Raw genomic sequence first — 19,946 nt, 5'->3', positions numbered from 1 at the left:
TATGAAAGCTAAGCTAAAAGAATTTTTTTCGTCAGATATCGATTTACGAAATTACTGGCCGGAAGATGAAAGAAATTTTGGTTTTTGGGCATCAATACTAATTGGTCCTGACGAAGAGGACGGGTCGGAAATATTCCAGTTGCTAATTTGCACACCTGATTGGATCAAATCTGAATATGGCAATAAGAGCGCGGTTTGGGGAAGGCATATGCTTATTGTTTTTGAATATGATCTTAGTGCTATAAAAAATGAAATTGAAAAATATTTAGTATCCTGTGTCGGTGGTGATTGGCACTCTCTGGCAAAAAAAGTTAGTCGCGTTGCTTCTTGGGAATTCGAAGATTATCAGTCGTAGCAAGAAAAAATTCTGGAGGATTTTTTTAAGTGAATCCAGAGTTTTGGACGACTATATAGCCTTTGCGTTTCAAGTAGGCGAGCATGATGACGCGTATCAGGCTGGCATAGAAATGTACGAGCGGTAGACCGGGAAATGGCCCGACGCAGCGCTTCCTGGTGCAGGCCGATCCGCAGTTTTTGGGCACGCGCGACTGGCTGTCATCGGGGTTCATGCTGAACCAGCTGGGCGCCACGGCTAGCGTGCGGCAACTGGGGGTGTTTTCTACGAACAGCAACTGGTCCAGCGCCAGGTGCAGCAGATCACCGGCCATCGGTCAGGAAGTGCTCTTTGACGTAAAGACAAACACATGGTTTCCTAAAAAATGAAAAAAAAAGATGATCTCTCGATTTCCTGGAATGCACCAATCATTTCTTCCCATTCCATAGCCGGAATTCCTCTCGGATTAGATGTTGATGATCTTAATGAGTTGTTGCAAATTTATCTTTTGGAGCGCGGAAATAATTTATACCAATTTTCTGAATCTCCAGTCCTAAATTTGAAAAAAATTACTAATGTGGACGGGACGGAAACTTACCTATTTAGTGTTAATCAACGGGATCTGACCAATTGGCATTTTTTCTTCGATAGTCCTGATCATGCTGGAGCTAATCCAAGAGCATTGGGAATTGTTATCCGGGAAAAAAAAGTGCATGCAGTTAAGATATGGCATTTTGAAAAACTTAGAGATGGAGAAAGACCCCAGAATATTTATCGTGGCAAAATGCCTGGAGATATTGGGTTGGGCGACTTAGTTGGGAGTTTGTTGTCTTATTCTCGCCTACATTATGATCAGGTGGAGGAATGGTTCTACACCGACCCCCAATATGGCGGTGTTGAGGTCACTGGATATGGTGACTTAACAGAATTTCCAGATCAGATAATTACTGCATTGGCGGTGATATCTTCGTCTGGATATGTGGAACGCGAAGATGATAGCTAACGTTAAGTTTCAACGGTTGAAGGCGTGACGCAACCATCGAGAATATTTAGCCATTGAGCGTAAGATAAAGATGGGTTTATTAGAGGAAGCATACTCCCAGATCGCTGGAAGGCTGAAAGCACACCTAAAAAAATCTTTGAGCTAAAGCGGCGCGGAAGGTAGTGCCACGGCAGGGGCAGCTAGCATCCGCCATCATCACCGGCAGCAATTTCCCCAGCCCCCCACAACAATCACCTCAAAACTCCCCCATCCCCCGCCGCTTCCCCTGCTTCAACCAAGCCTTGATCTGCTGCACATCCTCAAACGACGCCAACGCCGACCGCAACGCCTTGCCGTCTTCCCGCATCCAGGTCATCTCCTTGTTCAGATCGCGCACGATGCCCTTGGGTGACACGCGCGCATAGGGTGGCATGCCATAGCTCTGCTTGAAATGCTGCTCGACGTGGAATAGCTCCTGATCCAGCTCGACCAGCTGTTCCTTGAGAATCTGGTTGTAATGCTTCAAGCGCTCGGCACTGATGCCGTTCAATGCACCCTGGTCGATATGTTCCAGTTCCAGCTGGAGCTCAAGCAATCTCAACAGGTCATTCTTTTCATAGGCCTGGTTGACCTGCTGCATCAGCTGGGTCTTGCGGTCACGCTCGGCGGCGTCGGGTTCGCGGTCGGGATGCAAGGCGCTGGCCAGCTTGCGGTAGACCGCACGGATGGATTGGCTCAGTTCGGTGCGTTCAGTCTCGCGCTTGACTTCGGCCGCGCGCTGGCGCGGCGATTTCTTGCGGCTCGCGCGGCGCTCTTCGCGCGCTTGCTCGGCCGCCATCTGCTCCCGCTCCCTCTCTTCGAGCATGGCCTCCATTTTCTGCATGATCTCTTCCGGCGTCCCACTGCCAAGATCGTCACCGAGATCAATGTCCAGCATCTCTTCGATCACCTGCTTGACCTCGTTCAGTTCCGCTTCAGCTTCAAGATCATAGTCGGATGCACTGTGCTGGTTGTAGATGAGCTTGAGTTCAGGATCGTCATGCTTTCCCAACAGGCTATGCGCTATGTCGGCGATCATTTCCGAGAGCATGGCGCGCTCACCCTTGGTCACGCCTTTTTGCGACCATGCTTCATGGAGGCGTCGGACCAGCTTGCCGTTGAGCTCTTGTAACTCTCGGTCCAGCGGCAGGAATTGATCGATGTATTTCTTCTGGAACTCGGCCATGGCACTCTCCCATTCCTGCAGACCAGCACGCCGCTTGCCGATCTGCTTGATCAGGTCATTGAACTTCTTCTGTGCTTGCGAGAGGGGCGCGTCCTGTTCGGTGTCGCTGATGCTGATGGCGCGCAGATGTGGCTTCTTCATGGGGGGAGGGGACTGACTCGGAAACCAGAATTTTAACCGGGTCCGGGACCAGCCGAAGGCGCACGTTGGGGCTGGCGCCTTGCGCACTGAGCAGGCATTTGTGAAGGAACTGGCAGGGGCCTAGGCCAGATGCGGCCGGGAGGGCAGGCCTCCCGGCCGGGGTGAAGTTTTTTGTAAAATTTTGGTCATCCGCGTTGGATCATGGCTTGCACTTCCTCCCAGGTGGCGGCATAGGCACCGGCCTTGGAAGCCGCAATGGCCGCGCCAGCCGCCGCACATTGCAGGTGAACCTGGGCCGGCGCTTCCAGCTGGCGCAACTGGCTGGCGATCCAGCCGCCCATGGAGGCATCGCCGCAACCGACGGTATCGACGACCTCGACGCGATAGGCGGGCTGGTCGATCACTTGCTCGCCCTTGATCCATTGCATTCCCCTGGCACCCAGCGTGTACAGGATCTCGGCCTGCGGGGCCAGGGATTGCAGGGTGGCCAGGGCATTGCCGTCGCCGGGGAAGAGGCGCTCCAGGTCTTCATCAGACACCTTCACGTAATGCGACAGCGACAGCAACTGCTGCAACAGGATGCGATAGGACGGACTGTCCATGAGCTTGCGCCAGTTGGGATCGAAGGCGATCTTCTTGTTGCGCAGCGCCGCCTCCCGGGCGATCTGCAACAGGCGCGAGGCCAGCGGTTCGCGGGCCAGGCTGATGCAGCCGAAGTGCAGTACGCGGGCCTCGTCCATCCATCCGGGCGGCAGGCGCTGCGGGTCGAAATGCAGGTCGGCGCTGTCGTCGCCGATGAAGAAGTAATCGGGCGGCGTGGTTGAGGTCACCATGGCCAGCAGCGGCGCCTTGGCGTGCTGCTGGGTGAAGCGCATGTCCAGCCCGGCCGCTTCGGTGAGGGCGTACAGTTCTGCGCCGAAGACGTCGGTGCTGACGCTGCCGGCATAACCGGTGGGCACGCCCAGGCGGGCGGCGGCGCGCGCGACGTTCCAGCAGGCACCACCAGGAATGGCGTGCCACTGGCCGTCAGGCTGGCGGATGAAATCGGTCAGGGCTTCGCCGAAGACGACGAATGCGGCGCTCTGGGTCATGCTGGTCTCCGTGGGCTTGTCGTTGTGTGGGTAAGAAATGGATTGTCGGTTCAGTCTTGCAAGGCATGGCGTGCGCAGGTTTCATCGGTCACCAGGCCGGTCAGCCAGCCGCCGCGCAAGGCCGCGCGCACGGCCTCGGCTTTCTTGCTGCCGCCCGAGAGCGCAATCACCGGCCTCTGCGGTGCCTGCGTCAGCGGCGGCGTGGTCACGCGCGCGGCCAGCGAGGAGGGCAGCATGGCACCATCGACGTCGAAGGCGTGGCAGATCATCTCGCCCACGGCGCCCTGGCGCTGCAGGTCGGCCACTTCCTCATCGTCGATGAAACCGTCTTCGTGCATGGCTCCCTGCAAGGCGATGGTGCCGATGCCCAGGAAGGTCACATCGGCCCGTTCGGCCAGGCCGGTCACGATCTTGTAGGCGCGATGGTTGCACCATTGCTGGCGGTCGCTCTCGCTCTCGGCCACGCGCGGGGCGGGCAGCAGGTAGAAGCGCGCGCCCAGTTTTTCGGCCGCTTGCAGGGCCACGTCATAGCGGTTGGCCGAGCCGTCGGAAGCGAAGGCGCCGATCATCGAGACGATCTGGTGTTGCGGGCGTTCCAGTTCCGAGAGCCGCTCGATGGCCGCCTTGAGCGTGCGGCCCGAGCCGACGTTGACCACCAGCGGTGCTTCCGAACTGAGGTATTGCTCCATCACCTCGGCGCCGGCCACGGCCAGCATCTGCTGCACTTCCTGCGATTCGTTGGGATTGTCCGCACCGCCCGCGCCCGGCACCACCCGGCAGACTTCCAGCCCGTAACGCTCCTGCAGGCCCTGCGCCAGTTCCAGGCAGGACGAGACCGGATGCGTGATCTGCACCTTGACCAGGTTGGCATCGGCCGCATAGGCCACCATGCGCTGCGCCATCTGGCGCGAGATGCCGAGCCGCTCGGCGATTTCGTTCTGGGTGTTGCCGGCCACGTAGTACATCCACGCGGCACGCGCCGCCAGGTCCAGTTTGGATGCGCTGCTAGACATGTTCTCCTCGCCAGCCGGCCCGGCCGCACTGCGGGCGCGGGCTTGTGCTGTCCTTGATGTTGATTGCGGTGAATTCCCCGATGGGTCGCCATTTTACGGCTTGTTGACCGCTTCATTATTGCCAAGGTTGGGCAATTGCTCAATAAAAAAGCAAATGCTTGACACAAATTCGAGAATCGATGAATATTTGCCCATAAAAATAATATTTGCTCAAACGTCGTTCACGAAAACCGCCTTCCCCTGCATGTGTGCACGGGCCTCACCGGCCGCTGCCACCCAGGAAGAACGTGCAGGAGGGCACATAACATTCGGAGACCAGCATGTCCAAACTCGTGCGCACCCGTGCGTCCGGCTTCACCCGTGTTCGCTTCACCCTGGCCGCTGCGGCCGTCTCGTCGCTGTTTGCCGCCACCCTGGCGCAAGCCGAGCCGGTGACGCTGAACATCGCTTCCATCAACAATCCCGACATGATCGAACTGCAGAAGCTGGCACCGGCGTTCGAGAAGGCCAATCCCGACATCAAGCTGCGCTGGGTCACCATGGAAGAAAGCGTGCTGCGCCAGCGCCTGACCACCGACATCGCCACCAACAGCGGCCAGTTCGACCTGATGACCATCGGTGCATATGAAGCGCCGATCTGGGCCAAGAAGGGCTGGCTGGCGCCGATGAGCGGCCTGCCGGCGGATTACGATGAAGCCGACCTGATCAAGCCGGTGCGCGAGGGTCTGACGGTCGATGGCAAGCTCTATGCGCTGCCGTTCTATGCCGAAAGCTCGATGACCTACTACCGCAAGGACCTGTTCGAGCAGAAGAAGCTGACCATGCCGCAGCGCCCGACCTGGGACGAGATCGCCAAGCTGGCTGCGCAACTGCATGATCCGGCCAAGGGCGTCTATGGCATCTGCCTGCGCGGCCGTGCCGGCTGGGGCGAGAACATGGCCATCATCACCACCATGGCCAACGCCTGGGGTGGCCGCTGGTTTGATGAGCAGTGGCAGCCGCAGCTGTCTTCGCCGGAGTGGAAGAAATCGGTGGCCTTCTATGTCGACCTGATGCGCAAGTATGGTCCGCCGGGCGCCAGCTCCAACGGCTTCAATGAAAACCTGGTGCTGTTCTCCAGTGGCAAGTGCGGCATGTGGGTCGATGCGACGGTGGCGGCCGGCATGCTCTATCACGGCAAGGATTCCAAGGTGGCCGACAAGACCGCCTTCGCGCCCGCGCCGCAGCAGGTGACCGACAAGGGTTCGCACTGGTTGTGGATCTGGTCGCTGGCCGTGCCCAAGTCGTCCAAGTCGCAGGATGCGGCCAGGAAGTTTGCCGCCTGGGCCACTTCCAAGGAATACATCAACCTGGTCGCCAAGGATGCCGGCTGGGCGCTGGTGCCGCCGGGCACGCGCAATTCGACCTATGCCTCGGCCGAGTACAAGAAGGTCTCGCCCTTCTCTGACTTCGTGCTCGATGCCATCCAGACTGCCGATGCCAACAAGCCGACCCTGAAGCCCGTGCCCTATACCGGCGTGCAGTTCGCCACCATCCCCGAGTTCCAGTCCATCGGCACCGTGACCGGCCAGGCCATCGCCGGTGCGCTGGCCGGCAAGACCAGCTCGGATGCGGCCCTGGATGCCGCCCAGGCCCAGGCCGTGCGGATGATGCGCCAGGGGCGTTACATCAAGTAAGCGCTGTCGCTGTCGTTCCGCTGGCATGCATTGCGATGCATGTCCCGTGCGCGGTGTGGTCGGCATGCCTGCATGAATGCAGGCCGATACGCACCCGCGCCGTCCTCCCGGCCACCCGCAGCCTGTGCGCGGTGGCCGGACAGATATGCCGAGGCCGCCATGTCCACGCTCCACTCCACCCAGGTGTCGTCCACCTCACCGATGATGCAGAGTTCCTCCCAGCCCGCTGCACGAACGCAGCGCAACAGTGCGCCGCGCAAGGAGCGCTTCAATCCCGTCCGCCTGATGCAGACACCTTCGGTGCTGATCCTGCTGGCCTGGATGATCGTTCCGCTGGCGATGACCATCTATTTTTCGGTCAATCGCTACAACCTGATGGCACCTGACCAGACCGGTTTCGTCGGTCTGGAAAACTATGTCTTCCTGCTGCAGGATCCGGCCTTCTGGCCGTCCATCGGCAACACGGCGCTCCTGATCGGTTCGGTACTGGCCATCAGCGTGATCGGCGGCACCCTGCTGGCGGTGCTGTTCGACCAGCCTTTCCGCGGACGCGGCATTGCGCGCCTGCTGGTCATCGGCCCCTTCTTCGTGATGCCGACCGTGGCCGCGCTGATCTGGAAGAACATGATCATGCATCCGGTCTACGGCATCCTCGCCTACGTGATGCGCCACCTGGGACTGGAGCCCATCGACTGGCTGGCCGAGTATCCAATGCTGTCGGTCATCATCATTGTCGCCTGGCAGTGGATTCCGTTTGCCTTCCTGATCCTGCTGACCGCATTGCAATCGCTGGATACCGACCAGAAGGAAGCCGCGCAGCTCGATGGCGCAGGACCGGTGCGCATCTTCTTCTACATCGTGCTGCCGCACTTGAAGCGCGCCATCACGGTGGTGATCATGATCGAGACCATCTTCCTGCTATCGGTCTTCGCTGAAATCTTCACGACCACGGCAGGTGGCCCCGGCACGGCGACGACCAACCTGACCTTTCTGGTCTATTCGATTGGCCTGCAGCAGTTCGATATCGGCATCGCGTCGGCGGGCGGCATCTTTGCGGTGGTGCTGGCCAACATCGTCTCGTTCTTCCTGGTGCGCATGCTGGCCAGGAACCTCAAGGGAGTCAACGAAAAATGAGCGATCCAAAGAAAAGCCCCCTGTGGGTGGGCCTGCTGGGCTGGGCTTGCGCCATCGTGCTGTTCTTCCCCATCTTCTGGGTGGGGGTGACGGCCTTCAAGACCGAATCCCAGGCCTATACCCCTTCGCTGATCTTCCTGCCGACGCTGGATACCTTCCGCGAAGTCTTCAGCCGCAGCCATTACCTGGGCTATGTGCAGAATTCGCTGATCGTCTCGCTGGGATCGACGCTGCTCTCATTGCTGTTGGCGGTGCCGGCTGCGTACTCGATGGCCTTCTTCCCGACCGGCCGCACGCAAAAGCTGCTGCTGTGGATGCTCTCCACCAAGATGATGCCGGCCGTGGGCGTACTGATCCCCATCTATCTGCTGGCCAAGAACAGCGGCATGCTCGATACGGTAACGGGGTTGACCATCATCTATACGCTCATCAACCTGCCCATCGCGGTGTGGATGGCCTTCACCTATTTCAATGACGTGCCCAAGGAAATCCTCGAGGCGGCCCGCATCGATGGCGCCAATGCCTGGCAGGAAATGATTTATCTGCTGCTGCCCACGGCCATGCCAGGCCTGGCTTCCACCGCCTTGCTGCTGATCATCCTGTCGTGGAACGAGGCCTTCTGGAGCCTCAACCTGACCAGCGTGAATGCAGCGCCGCTGACGGTCTTCATCGCTTCGTACTCCAATCCGGAAGGCTTGTTCTGGGCCAAGCTGTCGGCCGCATCGCTGCTGGCGATTGCACCCATCATGGCGCTGGGCTGGCTGGCGCAGAAGCAGCTGGTGCGCGGCCTGACCTTCGGGGCGGTGAAGTGATGACGGCGCGGCAAGCGATCACCCATCTGGTCTGCGACTGCGACGGCGTGCTGCTCGACAGCGAGAGCATCGCCCTGCGCGTGCTGCATCGTGAATTGTTGCCGCTGCTGCCGGCCTGGAGCGGAGCCGACGATGAAGAGCAGGAGGCGCAGCGCAGCCAGGCCCTGCACACTGCCATCGCGCATCGTCTGGGCATGTACACCGACATCCTGCTGGGCGAAGTCGATATGGAATTCGAACTGGGGCTGGACGCGGCCCAGGCCGAGCGCATCCACCAGACTGTGGCACTGGCCTGCGGGGAGCAAGCGCAGCCGGTGCCGGGCATCGCCGAAGCCTTGCAGGCGATCCGCCTGCCGCGTGCGGTGGCCAGCAACAGTGACGTGCCGCGCATCGAAGCGGGTCTGCGCCGTTGCGGCCTGTATCCGCAATTCGCCGGCCGTATCTACAGCGGCCATGATGTGGCCCATCCCAAGCCGGCACCGGATGTGTATCTCGCTGCCGCCGCCGGTTTTGGTGTCGATCCGGCACGCTGCGTGGCGGTGGATGACAGCGTGACCGGCGTGCGCGCGGCGGTAGCTGCGGGCATGCACGTGCTGGGCTTCACGGGCGTGGCGCACGACCGCAAGGCGATGGCGCGCAAGCTCAAGGATGCTGGCGCGCATCGCGTCTTCGAGGACATGCAGCAGTTTCCGCAACTGGTGAGTGAATTGATCTGGCTGCGCTGAGACCGCGCGCAGTCCCCCCTACAAGAGAACCGAGGAGAATCCCATGGCAGCCGTGAGCATCAGGAACCTGGCCAAGCGTTATGACGACAACGAAGTCATGCGCGACATCAATCTGGAAATCGAGGATGGCGAATTCGTCGTCTTCGTCGGCCCCTCGGGCTGCGGCAAGTCGACCTTGCTGCGCATGATCGCGGGGTTGGAAGAGATCAGCGATGGCGATCTCGACATCGGCGCGCGCCGCATGAACGAGGTACCCGCTTCCAAGCGCGGCGTGGCCATGGTGTTCCAGTCCTATGCGCTGTATCCGCACATGAGCCTGTACGACAATATGGCTTTCGGACTGAAGATCGCCGGCAAGTCCAAGGCCGAGATCGATGCCGCCGTCCAGCATGCCGCGAAGATCCTGCACATCGATCACCTGCTCGACCGCAAGCCGCGCGCTCTCTCTGGCGGCCAGCGCCAGCGCGTGGCCATCGGCCGCGCCATCACGCGCCAGCCCAGCGTGTTCCTCTTCGACGAACCGCTGTCGAACCTGGATGCGGCGCTGCGCGTGAAGATGCGCCTGGAATTCGCCAAGCTCCATGATGACCTCAAGACCACCATGATCTACGTCACCCACGACCAGATCGAAGCCATGACCCTGGCCGACAAGATCGTGGTGCTCTCCGAGGGCCGCATCGAACAGGTCGGTTCGCCCCAGCAGCTCTATCACCATCCGGCCAATCGTTTCGTGGCCGGCTTCATCGGTTCGCCCAAGATGAACTTCATCGATGGCACCGTGGCGGCAATACAGGCTGATGGCGTGCAGGTGCAACTGCCCGGTGGCGGTCTTCAATGGGCTGCCGTTGATGGCAGTGCGCTGCAAGTCGGCCAGAAGGTCACGCTGGGCGTGCGTCCCGAACATCTCAACATCGCGCAGGGCCAGGCCGCACTGCAGGCGCGCTGCACGGCGCTGGAACTGCTGGGGGATTTCTCCTACCTGTATGCCGCCTATGAAGGCAGCGAGGAGGCGCTGATCCTGCGCGTGCCCGACAGCCTGGACCCGCCGCACGGCAGCGTCCTGCCGCTGGCCGCCGATCCGGCGCGCTGCCATCTGTTCGGTGCCGACGGCCAGGCCTTGCCGCGCCTGGCATCGAGCGTGGCGGCACAGCGCCAGCATTGATCCCTCCGCATCTTCACTTCATCGACAAGGACCAGGCATGACCCGCACCGCCACCTCCCTCGACCAGGACGCCGCCGACAGCCTGACCTGGCTGCACATCGGCGCCGGCTCTTTCCACCGCGCCCACCAGGCGGTCTACCTGAACGCGCTGCGCGAGAGCGGCGCCGACCGCCGCTGGCAACTCGCGCTGGCCAACATCCGCGCCGACATGAGCCCGCTGCTGGAGGCGCTGGCACGCCAGCAGGGCCAGTACACGCTGGAAACCGTCACCCCCCAGGGCGAGCGCAGCTACCAGCGCATCGCCGCCATCGGCCGCATCCTGCCGTGGGATGCGCAGCTCACGCAACTGATTGCCGCGGGTGCAGAAGAACGCACCCGCATCATCTCCTTCACCGTGACCGAAGGCGGCTACTACCTCGATCACCACTACCAGCTCGACACCGGCAACACCGACCTGGCCGATGACTTGCGCTGCCCCCTCGATGGCAGCGGCACGCCGCGCACCATCTACGGTGCCATCGCCGCCATCCTGCGCGCACGCAGCCAGGCCCATCCGCAAGCGGCGCTCACGCTCTTGAACTGCGACAACCTGCGCCACAACGGCGAGCGTTTCCGCGACGGCCTGCGCCAGTTCCTGACGCTGCGTGGCGAGAGCGCACTGGTGGCCTGGATGGAGGCGTACACCAGCAGCCCCAACGCCATGGTGGACCGCATCACACCCCGCCCCACACCGGCGGTTGCGGCCCGTGTGAAAGAAAAGACAGGTGTCGACGATCCCTGCGCCCTGATGGGCGAGTCCTTCATCCAATGGGTGATCGAAGACGACTTCAAGGCAGGTCGCCCGCGCCTGGAAGCCGCCGGCGTGGAGATGGTGCAATCGGTGCTGCCCTATGAAGAAGCCAAGATCCGCATCCTCAACGCCAGCCACAGCTGCATCGCCTGGGCCGGTACGCTGGCCGGGCTGCAATACATCCACGAAGGCACGCTGCGCGACGATATCCGCCAGATGGCGCACGACTACGTGACGCAGGACGTGATCCCCTGCCTCACGCCCAGCCCCATCGACCTGGCGGCCTATCGCGATACGACGCTGGCACGCTTCTCCAATCCGGCCATCCAGGATACCAACCAGCGCGTGGCCGCCGATGGCTATTCCAAGATCCCCGGCTTCATCCGTCCGACCTTGCAGGAGAGTCTCGCGGCCGGCCGCGATCCGCAGGCGACGGCCATGTTGCCGGCGCTGTTCCTGGTGTTCCTGCAGCGCTGGGCCGCTGGCCAGCTGCCTTACGAATACCAGGATGGCATCTTCGATGCTGCCGCTGCGCGCCGCATGCTGGCCGCCGATGACGTGGTGCAGGCCTTCTGCGAGGATGCCGTGCTGTGGGGCGCACTGGCCGGCGATGCGCGGCTGGTGGCGCTGGTGCGTGCAGCGTATGGGCGCGTACAGCAGTGGCTGGGGCAGGCGCGCTGAGGCTGCGTTTGTGTCCGAGGCATCATAGAATTGCCGTTCAATAACGAATAACGAGGAGCACCATGTATCTTGGGATCGACCTCGGTACGTCCGAGGTCAAGGCGGTGGTGATCGATGAAGCGGGCGCGCTGGTGGCGTTGGCCGGCAGCACGCTCAACGTCTCGCGTCCGCATCCGCGCTGGTCCGAGCAGGCGCCGGCCGACTGGTGGCAGGCCACCTGTGCGACCGTGGACAAGCTGCGCGAGCAGCTCGGCAGTGAGCGCTTGCGCAGCATCCGCGCCATCGGCCTGTCGGGCCAGATGCATGGGGCGGTGCTGCTGGATGAGCACGATGAGGTGCTGCGGCCTGCCATCCTCTGGAGTGATTCGCGCAGTGCCCCCGAATGCGCCGAGCTGGAACGACGCGCCCCACGCCTGCACGGCATCGCCGGCAACCTGGCCATGCCCGGTTTCACCGCGCCCAAGCTGATGTGGGTGGCACGCCATGAGCCGCAGCTCTTTGCGCGCATTGCCACCGTGTTGCTGCCCAAGGACTGGCTGCGCTTCATGATGACCGGGCGCAAGGTCTCCGATCCTTCGGACGCGGCCGGCACGCTGTGGCTGGATGTGGAGGGACGCAACTGGTCCGATGAATTGCTGGCCGCGTCCGGCATGCGGCGCGACCAGATGCCGACGCTGGCCGATGGCAGCGCGGTCTCCGGCACCTTGTTGCCCGAGGTGGCGCAAGCCTGGGGATTGGATGCCGACGTGATCGTGGCCGGTGGTGCAGGTGACGGCGCGGCCAGTGCGGTGGGTATCGGCGCGGTCAAGCCGGGCGATGGCTTTCTCTCGCTGGGCACGTCGGGTGTGCTGTTCGTGGTCAATGACCGCTTCCGGCCCAATCCGGGGCGGGCCATCCATGCCTTCTGCCATACCCTGCCGCAGCGCTGGCACCAGATGAGCGTGATGCTCTCGGCCGCCAGTTGCCTGCGCTGGTTCTGCCGCCTGTGTTCGGTGGATGAGAAGAGCCTGCTGGCCGAGATCGAACAACTTGATGAGCAAGCGCGCGACAATGCGCCGCTGTTCCTGCCCTATCTCTCGGGCGAGCGTACGCCGCACAATGATCCCTATGCCACCGGTGTCTTCCATGGATTGACGCCGGAACACCAGCGCGCCGCGCTGGGCTATGCGGTGCTTGAAGGCGTGGCCTTCGGCATGGTGGATGGACTGGATGCCTTGCGCGCGGCCGGCACCGACGTGGCCGAACTGTCGCTGGTCGGCGGTGGCGCGCGCAGCCCCTATTGGGCGCAGTTACTGGCTGACGCGCTGGAAGTGCGCATCGTCACCCATGTCGGCAGCGAGGCGGGTGGCGCGCTGGGTGCAGCGCGCCTGGCCTGGCTGGCCGATGGCGGCGCGGAAGCCGAGGTCTGCCGCAAACCGACCCGGCAGGCGCAGTACCAGCCCGATGCGGCGCGGCATGCGGCCTTGCAGGTGCGCTTGCAACGTTATCGGGCCATCTACGCGCCGTTTGCGCCATTGCAGGCGGAAGGCGGTTGAGCGGCTTCCTCTGCGCGTTTATTTGCGCTGGAACTTGAACACCGACACCGCCTGCAATAGGCGCATGGTCTGCTCTTCCAGGCTGGTCGCCGCTGCTGCCGCTTCTTCCACCAGCGAGGCATTCTGCTGGGTACTGGCATCCATCTGCGTGATGGCTTCGTGAACCTGGTTGATGCCGGCACTCTGCTGCTGGGTCGCCTCGTTGATCTCGCTCATGATCGACGAGACCCGCTGCACCGAGGCCACGATGTCGCGCATGGTGCTGCTGGCCTGCTCGACCTGGCGATTGCCCACTTCCACCTTGGCCACCGAGTCATCGATCAACTGCTTGATCTCCTTGGCCGCTGCCGCCGAGCGCTGTGCCAGCATGCGCACTTCCGACGCCACCACCGCAAAGCCCCGTCCCTGCTCGCCGGCGCGCGCCGCTTCCACTGCCGCGTTGAGCGCCAAGATGTTGGTCTGGAAGGCGATGCTGTCGATCAGACTGATGATGTCCACAATCTTGTTGGACGACTCGCTGATCTCGTTCATCGTCGTGCCGGTGCTGGCCACGGCGTCACCGCCACGCATGGCAATGGAGGAAGCGGTACCGGCCAGCGTATTGGCCTGGCCGGCGTGGTCGGCATTCTGGCGTACGGTGGAGGCGAGCTGGTGCATGCTCGATGCCGTTTCTTCCAGATTGGCGGCTTGCTGTTCGGTGCGGCGCGACAGGTCGGTGTTGCCGGTGGCAATTTCACGCGTGGCCTGGTTGATGGTTTCGACGTTGGAACGCACGTCGCCGATGATGGCCGTCAGGTTCACGTTCATCTGGCGCAGTGAGGCCAGCAGGCGTCCCAGCTCATCGTGGCGGCCGGTCTCGATGCGCACCGAGAGGTCACCGCCGGTGATGGCATGGGTGATGTCCAGCGCCTGCTGCAGCGGCTTGATGAGGGCCGCGCGCAGGGCGATCCACTGGACGATGGACAGCAGCGCTGCGGCTGCCGCCAGCGCACTGATCCACCATTGATGCAGCGCCACCATGCCGGCTGCCACCACGGCGATCTGGATGGCCAGCATCACGCCCATGGACAGGTTCAGCCGTGTGTTCAACTGCATGCGCCCGAGCTTGCCCAGCCAGCCTGCCAGCCCGGTGCGCACCACTTCGCCGCGATGCAGGGCGATGCCCTTGGCCTGGCCGCGCCGGATGCGCGCGTAGAGTTTGTCGGCGGCCTCCACTGCCGCGCGCTCGGGCTTGGTCCGCACCGACATGTAGCCGACCACCTGGCCGCTCTCGCGGATGGGGGTGACGTTGGCGCGTACCCAGTAATGGTCGCCGTTCTTGCTGCGGTTCTTGACCAGCCCGGTCCACGGCAGGCCATCCTTGATGGTGGCCCACATGTCGGCGAAGGCTTCGGCCGGCATGTCGGGATGGCGGATGAGGTTTTGCGGGGCGCCCAGCAATTCCTTTTCCTCGAAACCGCTGATCTCGATGAAGTAGGGATTGACGTAGGTGATGTTGCCCTTGAGATCGGTCTTGGAAACGATGGCCTTGCCATCGATGAGCAGGCGTTCCTGTCCTGTGACCGGCATGTTCATGCGCATCTGGTACTCCCTCCGCAGAGAAGCTGTGTGGTGAAGGAAAGTCCAGCTGGCGGCGGCGGGCGGACGGGCAGCGTTCGCCTCTTCCTGGCGAACGCCTTGCGCCGGGCGCGCCAGGCAGCGACAGCCTGGCGCAGGTCCTGCCTGACGGGAATCAGGCGTCAGGCGATGGGATTGTCTCCGTTGTGCGGGCTGTCGGACCCTCTGCGGGGCTTTCCGAAGACGCTAGTGTAGGTCGGATAGAACGAACAGTACATAATCACCGTCAATATTATCGAGATCGGCAGCAGAATGAAGAACACTGCCATGAAACTCCCGGTCAGCAGCGTGATGGCCAGGCTGATGACGGTCGGCACCACGATGGCGATCAGGATCCACGCGAATCCATAGACCAGGAAGGCGCCACCGGCGCGGCGCACCGTGAAGAAGCTGTAGAACAGGGCCTTCCCCAGCGACATCTGCTGCCACATGATCAACGGCGCTGCATACCAGAACGCCATCGCCGCCGGCACGTAAAGGGCGGCGGCCACCAGCATGGCGATGCGCATGCTGCCGGCGGCGCTTTCCAGTTCCTCGGTCGACAGGCCGCCGCCCATCATGGCCTTCCAGAAGGTGCCGCCATCGGCCAGCGCGGAGGCCGCTACCACCAGGGTCGCCACCAGCAGGTACAGCAGGCCCAGTTTCAGGAGCGTATTGCGTGCCGGACTGCGGAAACCCACCAGCAGCAGGTTGGGGAACACCCGTTCCCCCCGCTCGATCTGGGCGCAGGCCTGCATGAAGGACATCGAGAACAGCGGGATCAGGATCAGCGGCAGCATCTGGCCGAGCACCGGGATGATGCCCAGGGCCAGCATCAGGAACATGTAGGCCAGAAACAGCGTGGAGATCTCGGCCGGTTGCTTTCTGAACAGGGCAAAGCCCTGTTTGACCCAGGTCCAGCCGGTGTGTGCGGGGATCTTTTCCATAGCTCCAGTGGTTACAGCGCCGGGGGCGCATCCTGGATGCGCAGACGCAGGATGCGTTCGAAGTGCGTGGGATCATGCGGCGTGAGCATCTCGGCTTCGCGCGGCAGGTAGAAGTCATACAGGCGCGAGAGCCAGAAGCGCAGCGCGGCCGCGCGCAGCATGGGTTGCCAGGCGATGCGCTCGGCGTCCGAGAACGTACGCACGGCGGCATAAGCCGCCAGCATGGCGTCGCTGCGGGCGGTATCGAGTACGCCGGTGGGCAAGTCCACGCACCAGTCATTGACGGTGACGGCCAGGTCGAAGAGCCAGGTATCGACGCCGGCGAAATAGAAGTCGAAGATACCCGAGAGCTGCTCGCCCACGAACATCGCATTGTTGCGGAACAGGTCGGCATGCACCGGCCCGCGCGCCAGGGCGCGGTACTCGGCGGTGGCGGCGAAGTCCTTCTGGTACTGCACTTCGCTGGCCAGCAGCGCGCCCAGTTCGGCCGGCAGGAAAGGCAGCACGGCGGGTGTGGTTTCCAGCCACCAGGCCAGGCCGCGCAGGTTGGGCTGCAGGATCTTGAAATCCTTGGCCGCCAGGTGCATGCGCGCCAGCATGTCGCCCAGGGCGGCGCAGTGGACCGGTTGCGGATCGAGCTGGGACTGGCCTTCGAGCTTGCTGACGATGGCCGCCGGCTTGCCGTTGAGCAGGTTGACGATGGCACCCTGGTCGTTGGGCACGGGCGCCGGCACCGGAATGCCGCGCTGGGCCAGGTGGCGCATCAGTTCGAGATAGAAGGGCAACTGTTCGATATGCAGCTTTTCGAACAAGGTCAGCACGTATTCGCCGCGTTCCGTGCCGATGAAGAAGTTGCTGTTTTCGATGCCCGAGGAGATGCCCTTGATCGAGGTCGCGCGGCCGAGCGGGAATTGTGCAATCCAGTCCGAGAGTTGTTCCAGACTGACCGGTGTAAAGACTGCCATGACGAAAATGAAAAGAGGGTGCTGGCTGAGGCGCGCTGCAGGCAAGTCCTGCAGCTGCGCGAGGCGGGCGGCAGATGCGCCGCCCTTCCTGTTCCTGGACCGGCCGCCTCGGCAGCCGGGTCATGCGCGCCATCGGTTCGGGATGGCGTACCCATCACCGCGGGGTGACGGGCAAGATCACTGGATCACTTCTTGGTGGTGTCGTCGGTGCTGCCATCCTGGGGTTTCTTGACGCCCCAGTCGAATTCGCCGACCTTCCATTGGGCCGAGCTCGGCGGCGGGCTTTGTGCATCGCCCGGGGTGGAGCCGCCCAGTTGCGGGTTGGGACGGATGTAATAGGTGCTGGGACCGGACTTGACTTCGATTTCCTTGGTCTGGCCGTGGTCGCGACGTTCCTTGATGCTGTTGCCCTGGGTGCGGCTGTCTTCGCCCGGCTTGCGGATGGTCACGGCGGGCGGCTCGCCCTCTTCCAGCTTCTCCAGCTCGGGCGGCGGCGGCGCGGGCTGGGCGGTCACGCCTGCAGGCGTCTGCGCCAGGGCCAGGGGCGCGGCCAGGCCAGCCGATGCGCACAGCAGCAGCGCTGCCAGGGACTCTTTGAACCGGAGTTGGGATGGTTTCATGATCGTATGAAGAAAAAGGGAGTGTCGTTTTCTTCATTGTAGCAAACCATCAAGGGCTGGCCCTCGCGTTTCTTCATAGGAATGATCAATAAGGCAACATGCAAACGCGAGCGCGGGCGAGGTCTTTCGTCCCGTGCCGGGCGCGGGCGCTAGTCCAGCAGGGGGATGCGGGTACTGAGCCAGTCGGCCAGGGTAGGTGGCATGGGGACGACCTTGACGAAATCTTCATCTTCGCCTTCGCTGGCATCGAAGTAGGCGAAGTGATCCTTTGCATAGTCGAGCAGCAGCGGGTAGTGGCCGCCCCATTGGACGGTGAAGTAACGTACCGCGCGCCAGCGTCCCTGGTCATCGAAGATGCGCAGGCGGATGGGGGCGCGCAGTCCGGAGGCGACTCCGCTGCCGCACAGCTCGATACGCAACTGCTGTCCCCGGTATTGGCGGGTGCCGCCGTTGAGTCTCTGGGTGTACATGTCGCACTGCTGGTAGTGCGGCCGGGTGGCGGACACCACCGCGACGGCCGCGCCATAGCTCATGGCCAGCATGTAGAGCACGGTGGTGGTCTGGTAGGTCGGCCGCCAGCGCGGCTTTGCCAGGGCGATGACACGGCTGACGCCGCTGTAGAACCAGCCGAGGGTGACGGCCATGAGGCCGGTGGCCAGCCAGTAGAGGGTTTCCCGGTGTTGTTGCAGCGCCGGCCCGGTGTTGTTCAGTCCCCATTGCCGCAGCACCGTGGAGGGCAGCAACAGCATGGCGGCCCCTGCGACCATGAGCACCAGGCACAGGAACAGCACCGCGTAGAGCGTACCCAGGAGCAGCTGCGTGAAATAGGCGCGGGCGACCGGCATGGAGGTGCAAGGGCAAAATTGGGATGAATCTTCATGTATCTGCCTTGCATCATGAATTCTTGTGGGGTTGTTTCAAATCGTACGTTGGGGAGGGAAGTGAAGGTTTTTGCGATGATGGGGGGGTGGGGCTTGTGACAGCGCGGCGTGTGGTAGGGAGGCGGTGCCAGAACGCAAGCGGAATGTGAAATATCACGCATTCAGGCAGGGTCGGGCGTGGAAACCGCTTTAGATGCGAGGATGCCATGCCTACCGCAACAGAGGGATTGCCGTCCGGACGCGATCACCCCATGAGGGCGGCATGACGAGCGTCTTCTCATAGTCCGGATCGTCGACGTCGAAATATCGGATGCGATCATTTTCATACTCCAATCCATGGGGATACTGGAAATCCCAGTTCGCCTTGAAATAGCGGCTCGCGAGAAGGCGATTGTCTTCGTTGAAGACGCGCAATCTGACATTCACGTAATGACTGTCGTCCGGATCGGTGCCGCATAACTGGATGCGATATTTTTTGCCGAAGAACTCATGAACGCCTCCCTTGAGCTTCTCGCCTACGGCTTCGCAGTTTCCATAACTTGGTCCGAAAGCGGTAGCGATAATGATTGAAAATCCATAGACCATAAAGATGGTTGCCAGAAGAGAAAATGCCCGATACCAAACAATGTGAGCTGGATTTTCTGCTGGGGTGGCTCTATTGAGCATGCGATAAAAAAGAAGGGTGGCGGTCAGAAGCAAGACACCCAATAGCGAGTAGAAAAAATGAGTCACGAATTCTTCGCTTGGCCGCATGAAAAATGGGGCCGCATACCTGGCAAGAGACGGTGATGATGCAAGAAAAATTAATCCGAGAATGATCGGTGTGGCCACCAAGAAAAGAGTGATGTGAAAAATGCCTAGCAGTAGTTTCAATACATAGGTTCGCATAGTCGGCATACCACTGCGCGTAAAGTTGCTCGCAGGTCAGGCCAGCAACGGGATATGGGATATCAACCAATCGAGCAGAGTCGGGGGTATGGTCATTTTTTTCGTGTGACCATTCTGGTCACCGTGATCGAAATAAATAATTTCTCTTTCCAAATATTCCAGTTCCCGTTGCTCATTGACGTCCCAATCCAATCTGAAGTAACGAGTGGCACGTAGCGCATCGTTATCATCGAAAATGCGCAGCCTCATGTGGTCATTGGCTCCTGTTTCGTCCGGACCGGAACCACATAGCTCAATACGATAATTTCGCTCGCCGAATGCGTGCAGGCCACCATTGAGCTTGTTTGTATAAACATCGCATTTCCCGTAGAAAGGGCTGGAGATGTTGATGATGAGAATGCCTAAAACATAGAAAAGAACGAGAAGATAGATGAGGCTGAAGCGCCGATAGTATCGACGTTTCGTCGCATCCTGGCGCATCGAGAACTTCTCCATTTTCCAGAAGAAAAATGTTATCGCTATCACCAGGAGCGGGGAAAATATCGAGCGTATCAGGCTGAATTTCAAATCGTTATCGACTCCCCATAATAGAGCGCCAATTGGGTCTGTCAGCGGTCCGGGTAAGGCAAGCAAAAACGCGAAGACCAGTATCGGGACAGCAATCAGGAAGGCGAGAGTTGATGCTGTTCCGAGAAGTAGTCTGGTCACATAGATTATTAAGGTTCGCATCTGAGTTGCAGTTGAATTC

The 19,946-nt window shown here is 61.3% G+C and carries 19 protein-coding genes and 1 pseudogene; 9 read left to right on the top strand and 11 right to left on the bottom strand.

Features of this window, described 5'->3' with window-relative positions; translation table 11 throughout:
• Window position 1 precedes the first annotated feature (1 nt).
• On the top strand, window positions 2–355 hold the full coding sequence (locus ACVC5H_RS23445) for an immunity 8 family protein (protein WP_489620113.1): 354 nt from the start codon (window positions 2–4) through the stop codon (window positions 353–355).
• Between the two features lie 25 nt (window positions 356–380).
• Here the strand turns inward: ACVC5H_RS23445 and ACVC5H_RS23440 are convergent, their stop codons facing one another.
• Entirely contained in the window at window positions 381–668 is a 288-nt protein-coding gene (locus ACVC5H_RS23440; protein WP_489620112.1) for a hypothetical protein, read from the bottom strand.
• Between the two features lie 51 nt (window positions 669–719).
• Between ACVC5H_RS23440 and ACVC5H_RS23435 the strand changes: the two genes are divergently transcribed.
• The gene (locus ACVC5H_RS23435; protein WP_489620111.1) at window positions 720–1,337 is read left to right on the top strand and encodes a hypothetical protein; all 618 of its coding nucleotides are present in this window, start codon (window positions 720–722) and stop codon (window positions 1,335–1,337) included.
• Between the two features lie 235 nt (window positions 1,338–1,572).
• Here ACVC5H_RS23435 and ACVC5H_RS23430 read toward each other — a convergent pair whose 3' ends face one another.
• From ACVC5H_RS23430 to ACVC5H_RS23420, 3 genes are all read right to left on the bottom strand, one after another.
• Window positions 1,573–2,682: a J domain-containing protein gene (locus ACVC5H_RS23430; protein WP_489620110.1), complete on the bottom strand. Its 1,110-nt coding sequence runs from the start codon at window positions 2,680–2,682 to the stop codon at window positions 1,573–1,575.
• Window positions 2,683–2,867: 185 nt separating this feature from the next.
• Window positions 2,868–3,773, bottom strand: a complete 906-nt coding sequence (locus ACVC5H_RS23425; protein ID WP_489620109.1) for a carbohydrate kinase family protein — start codon at window positions 3,771–3,773, stop codon at window positions 2,868–2,870.
• 50 nt (window positions 3,774–3,823) lie between these two features.
• Window positions 3,824–4,786 carry a sugar-binding transcriptional regulator gene (locus ACVC5H_RS23420; RefSeq protein ID WP_489620108.1) on the bottom strand — a complete coding sequence of 321 codons (963 nt, stop codon included), beginning with the start codon at window positions 4,784–4,786 and terminating at the stop codon, window positions 3,824–3,826.
• A 320-nt stretch (window positions 4,787–5,106) separates the two neighbouring features.
• On the opposite strand from ACVC5H_RS23420, the gene ACVC5H_RS23415 reads away from it, so the two are divergent.
• The 7 genes and pseudogenes from ACVC5H_RS23415 to xylB all read left to right on the top strand — a co-directional run bounded on the left by ACVC5H_RS23415 (window position 5,107) and on the right by xylB (window position 13,301).
• Window positions 5,107–6,462 carry an ABC transporter substrate-binding protein gene (locus ACVC5H_RS23415; protein WP_489620107.1) on the top strand — a complete coding sequence of 452 codons (1,356 nt, stop codon included), beginning with the start codon at window positions 5,107–5,109 and terminating at the stop codon, window positions 6,460–6,462.
• Window positions 6,463–6,621: 159 nt separating this feature from the next.
• Window positions 6,622–7,596 (top strand): carbohydrate ABC transporter permease, encoded by a 975-nt coding sequence (locus tag ACVC5H_RS23410; RefSeq protein WP_489620106.1) that lies wholly within the window; start codon window positions 6,622–6,624, stop codon window positions 7,594–7,596.
• 29 nt (window positions 7,597–7,625) lie between these two features.
• A pseudogene (locus tag ACVC5H_RS23405) lies at window positions 7,626–8,408 on the top strand (carbohydrate ABC transporter permease); the annotation flags it as partial.
• A complete protein-coding gene (locus tag ACVC5H_RS23400; protein WP_489620105.1) occupies window positions 8,408–9,133 on the top strand; it encodes an HAD family hydrolase in 726 nt (241 codons plus the stop codon). The pseudogene ACVC5H_RS23405 and the gene ACVC5H_RS23400, both read left to right, overlap by 1 nt.
• A gap of 43 nt (window positions 9,134–9,176) precedes the next feature.
• On the top strand, window positions 9,177–10,295 hold the full coding sequence (locus ACVC5H_RS23395; protein WP_489620104.1) for an ABC transporter ATP-binding protein: 1,119 nt from the start codon (window positions 9,177–9,179) through the stop codon (window positions 10,293–10,295).
• 37 nt (window positions 10,296–10,332) lie between these two features.
• Complete coding sequence (dalD, locus tag ACVC5H_RS23390) at window positions 10,333–11,766, top strand: D-arabinitol 4-dehydrogenase (protein WP_489620103.1); 1,434 nt, start codon at window positions 10,333–10,335, stop codon at window positions 11,764–11,766.
• A gap of 62 nt (window positions 11,767–11,828) precedes the next feature.
• Window positions 11,829–13,301, top strand: coding sequence for a xylulokinase (gene xylB, locus ACVC5H_RS23385; RefSeq protein WP_489620102.1), 1,473 nt, complete (start codon window positions 11,829–11,831; stop codon window positions 13,299–13,301).
• Window positions 13,302–13,319: 18 nt separating this feature from the next.
• On the opposite strand, the gene ACVC5H_RS23380 is transcribed toward xylB, so the two are convergent.
• The 7 genes from ACVC5H_RS23380 to ACVC5H_RS23350 all read right to left on the bottom strand — a co-directional run bounded on the left by ACVC5H_RS23380 (window position 13,320) and on the right by ACVC5H_RS23350 (window position 19,906).
• On the bottom strand, window positions 13,320–14,882 hold the full coding sequence (locus tag ACVC5H_RS23380) for a methyl-accepting chemotaxis protein (RefSeq protein WP_489620101.1): 1,563 nt from the start codon (window positions 14,880–14,882) through the stop codon (window positions 13,320–13,322).
• Between the two features lie 158 nt (window positions 14,883–15,040).
• Window positions 15,041–15,844: a BPSS1780 family membrane protein gene (locus ACVC5H_RS23375; protein ID WP_489620100.1), complete on the bottom strand. Its 804-nt coding sequence runs from the start codon at window positions 15,842–15,844 to the stop codon at window positions 15,041–15,043.
• A gap of 11 nt (window positions 15,845–15,855) precedes the next feature.
• A complete protein-coding gene (locus tag ACVC5H_RS23370) occupies window positions 15,856–16,809 on the bottom strand; it encodes a homoserine kinase (RefSeq protein WP_489620099.1) in 954 nt (317 codons plus the stop codon).
• 185 nt (window positions 16,810–16,994) lie between these two features.
• The gene (locus ACVC5H_RS23365; protein ID WP_338717765.1) at window positions 16,995–17,429 is read right to left on the bottom strand and encodes a hypothetical protein; all 435 of its coding nucleotides are present in this window, start codon (window positions 17,427–17,429) and stop codon (window positions 16,995–16,997) included.
• Window positions 17,430–17,578: 149 nt separating this feature from the next.
• Window positions 17,579–18,274, bottom strand: a complete 696-nt coding sequence (locus ACVC5H_RS23360; RefSeq protein WP_489620098.1) for an Asp23/Gls24 family envelope stress response protein — start codon at window positions 18,272–18,274, stop codon at window positions 17,579–17,581.
• Window positions 18,275–18,520: 246 nt separating this feature from the next.
• Complete coding sequence (locus tag ACVC5H_RS23355) at window positions 18,521–19,183, bottom strand: hypothetical protein (protein WP_489620097.1); 663 nt, start codon at window positions 19,181–19,183, stop codon at window positions 18,521–18,523.
• Window positions 19,184–19,234: 51 nt separating this feature from the next.
• The gene (locus ACVC5H_RS23350) at window positions 19,235–19,906 is read right to left on the bottom strand and encodes a hypothetical protein (protein WP_489620096.1); all 672 of its coding nucleotides are present in this window, start codon (window positions 19,904–19,906) and stop codon (window positions 19,235–19,237) included.
• Window positions 19,907–19,946 lie beyond the last annotated feature (40 nt).

It is taken from the genome of Herbaspirillum sp. Her3, from assembly GCF_057961275.1.
This window is presented reverse-complemented; position numbering and strand designations above follow the sequence as displayed.

Bases quoted from the DNA above. Each gene is read 5' to 3' on its own strand.
- ACVC5H_RS23420 (WP_489620108.1), bottom strand. From the start codon at position 4,786: ATGTCTAGCAGCGCATCCAAACTGGACCTGGCGGCGCGTGCCGCGTGG.
- ACVC5H_RS23415 (WP_489620107.1), top strand. From the start codon at position 5,107: ATGTCCAAACTCGTGCGCACCCGTGCGTCCGGCTTCACCCGTGTTCGC.
- ACVC5H_RS23380 (WP_489620101.1), bottom strand. From the start codon at position 14,882: ATGCGCATGAACATGCCGGTCACAGGACAGGAACGCCTGCTCATCGAT.
- ACVC5H_RS23445 (WP_489620113.1), top strand. From the start codon at position 2: ATGAAAGCTAAGCTAAAAGAATTTTTTTCGTCAGATATCGATTTACGA.
- xylB (WP_489620102.1), top strand. From the start codon at position 11,829: ATGTATCTTGGGATCGACCTCGGTACGTCCGAGGTCAAGGCGGTGGTG.
- ACVC5H_RS23370 (WP_489620099.1), bottom strand. From the start codon at position 16,809: ATGGCAGTCTTTACACCGGTCAGTCTGGAACAACTCTCGGACTGGATT.
- ACVC5H_RS23360 (WP_489620098.1), bottom strand. From the start codon at position 18,274: ATGCCGGTCGCCCGCGCCTATTTCACGCAGCTGCTCCTGGGTACGCTC.
- ACVC5H_RS23435 (WP_489620111.1), top strand. From the start codon at position 720: ATGAAAAAAAAAGATGATCTCTCGATTTCCTGGAATGCACCAATCATT.
- ACVC5H_RS23430 (WP_489620110.1), bottom strand. From the start codon at position 2,682: ATGAAGAAGCCACATCTGCGCGCCATCAGCATCAGCGACACCGAACAG.
- ACVC5H_RS23410 (WP_489620106.1), top strand. From the start codon at position 6,622: ATGTCCACGCTCCACTCCACCCAGGTGTCGTCCACCTCACCGATGATG.
- ACVC5H_RS23395 (WP_489620104.1), top strand. From the start codon at position 9,177: ATGGCAGCCGTGAGCATCAGGAACCTGGCCAAGCGTTATGACGACAAC.
- dalD (WP_489620103.1), top strand. From the start codon at position 10,333: ATGACCCGCACCGCCACCTCCCTCGACCAGGACGCCGCCGACAGCCTG.
- ACVC5H_RS23400 (WP_489620105.1), top strand. From the start codon at position 8,408: ATGACGGCGCGGCAAGCGATCACCCATCTGGTCTGCGACTGCGACGGC.
- ACVC5H_RS23375 (WP_489620100.1), bottom strand. From the start codon at position 15,844: ATGGAAAAGATCCCCGCACACACCGGCTGGACCTGGGTCAAACAGGGC.
- ACVC5H_RS23425 (WP_489620109.1), bottom strand. From the start codon at position 3,773: ATGACCCAGAGCGCCGCATTCGTCGTCTTCGGCGAAGCCCTGACCGAT.
- ACVC5H_RS23365 (WP_338717765.1), bottom strand. From the start codon at position 17,429: ATGAAACCATCCCAACTCCGGTTCAAAGAGTCCCTGGCAGCGCTGCTG.
- ACVC5H_RS23440 (WP_489620112.1), bottom strand. From the start codon at position 668: ATGGCCGGTGATCTGCTGCACCTGGCGCTGGACCAGTTGCTGTTCGTA.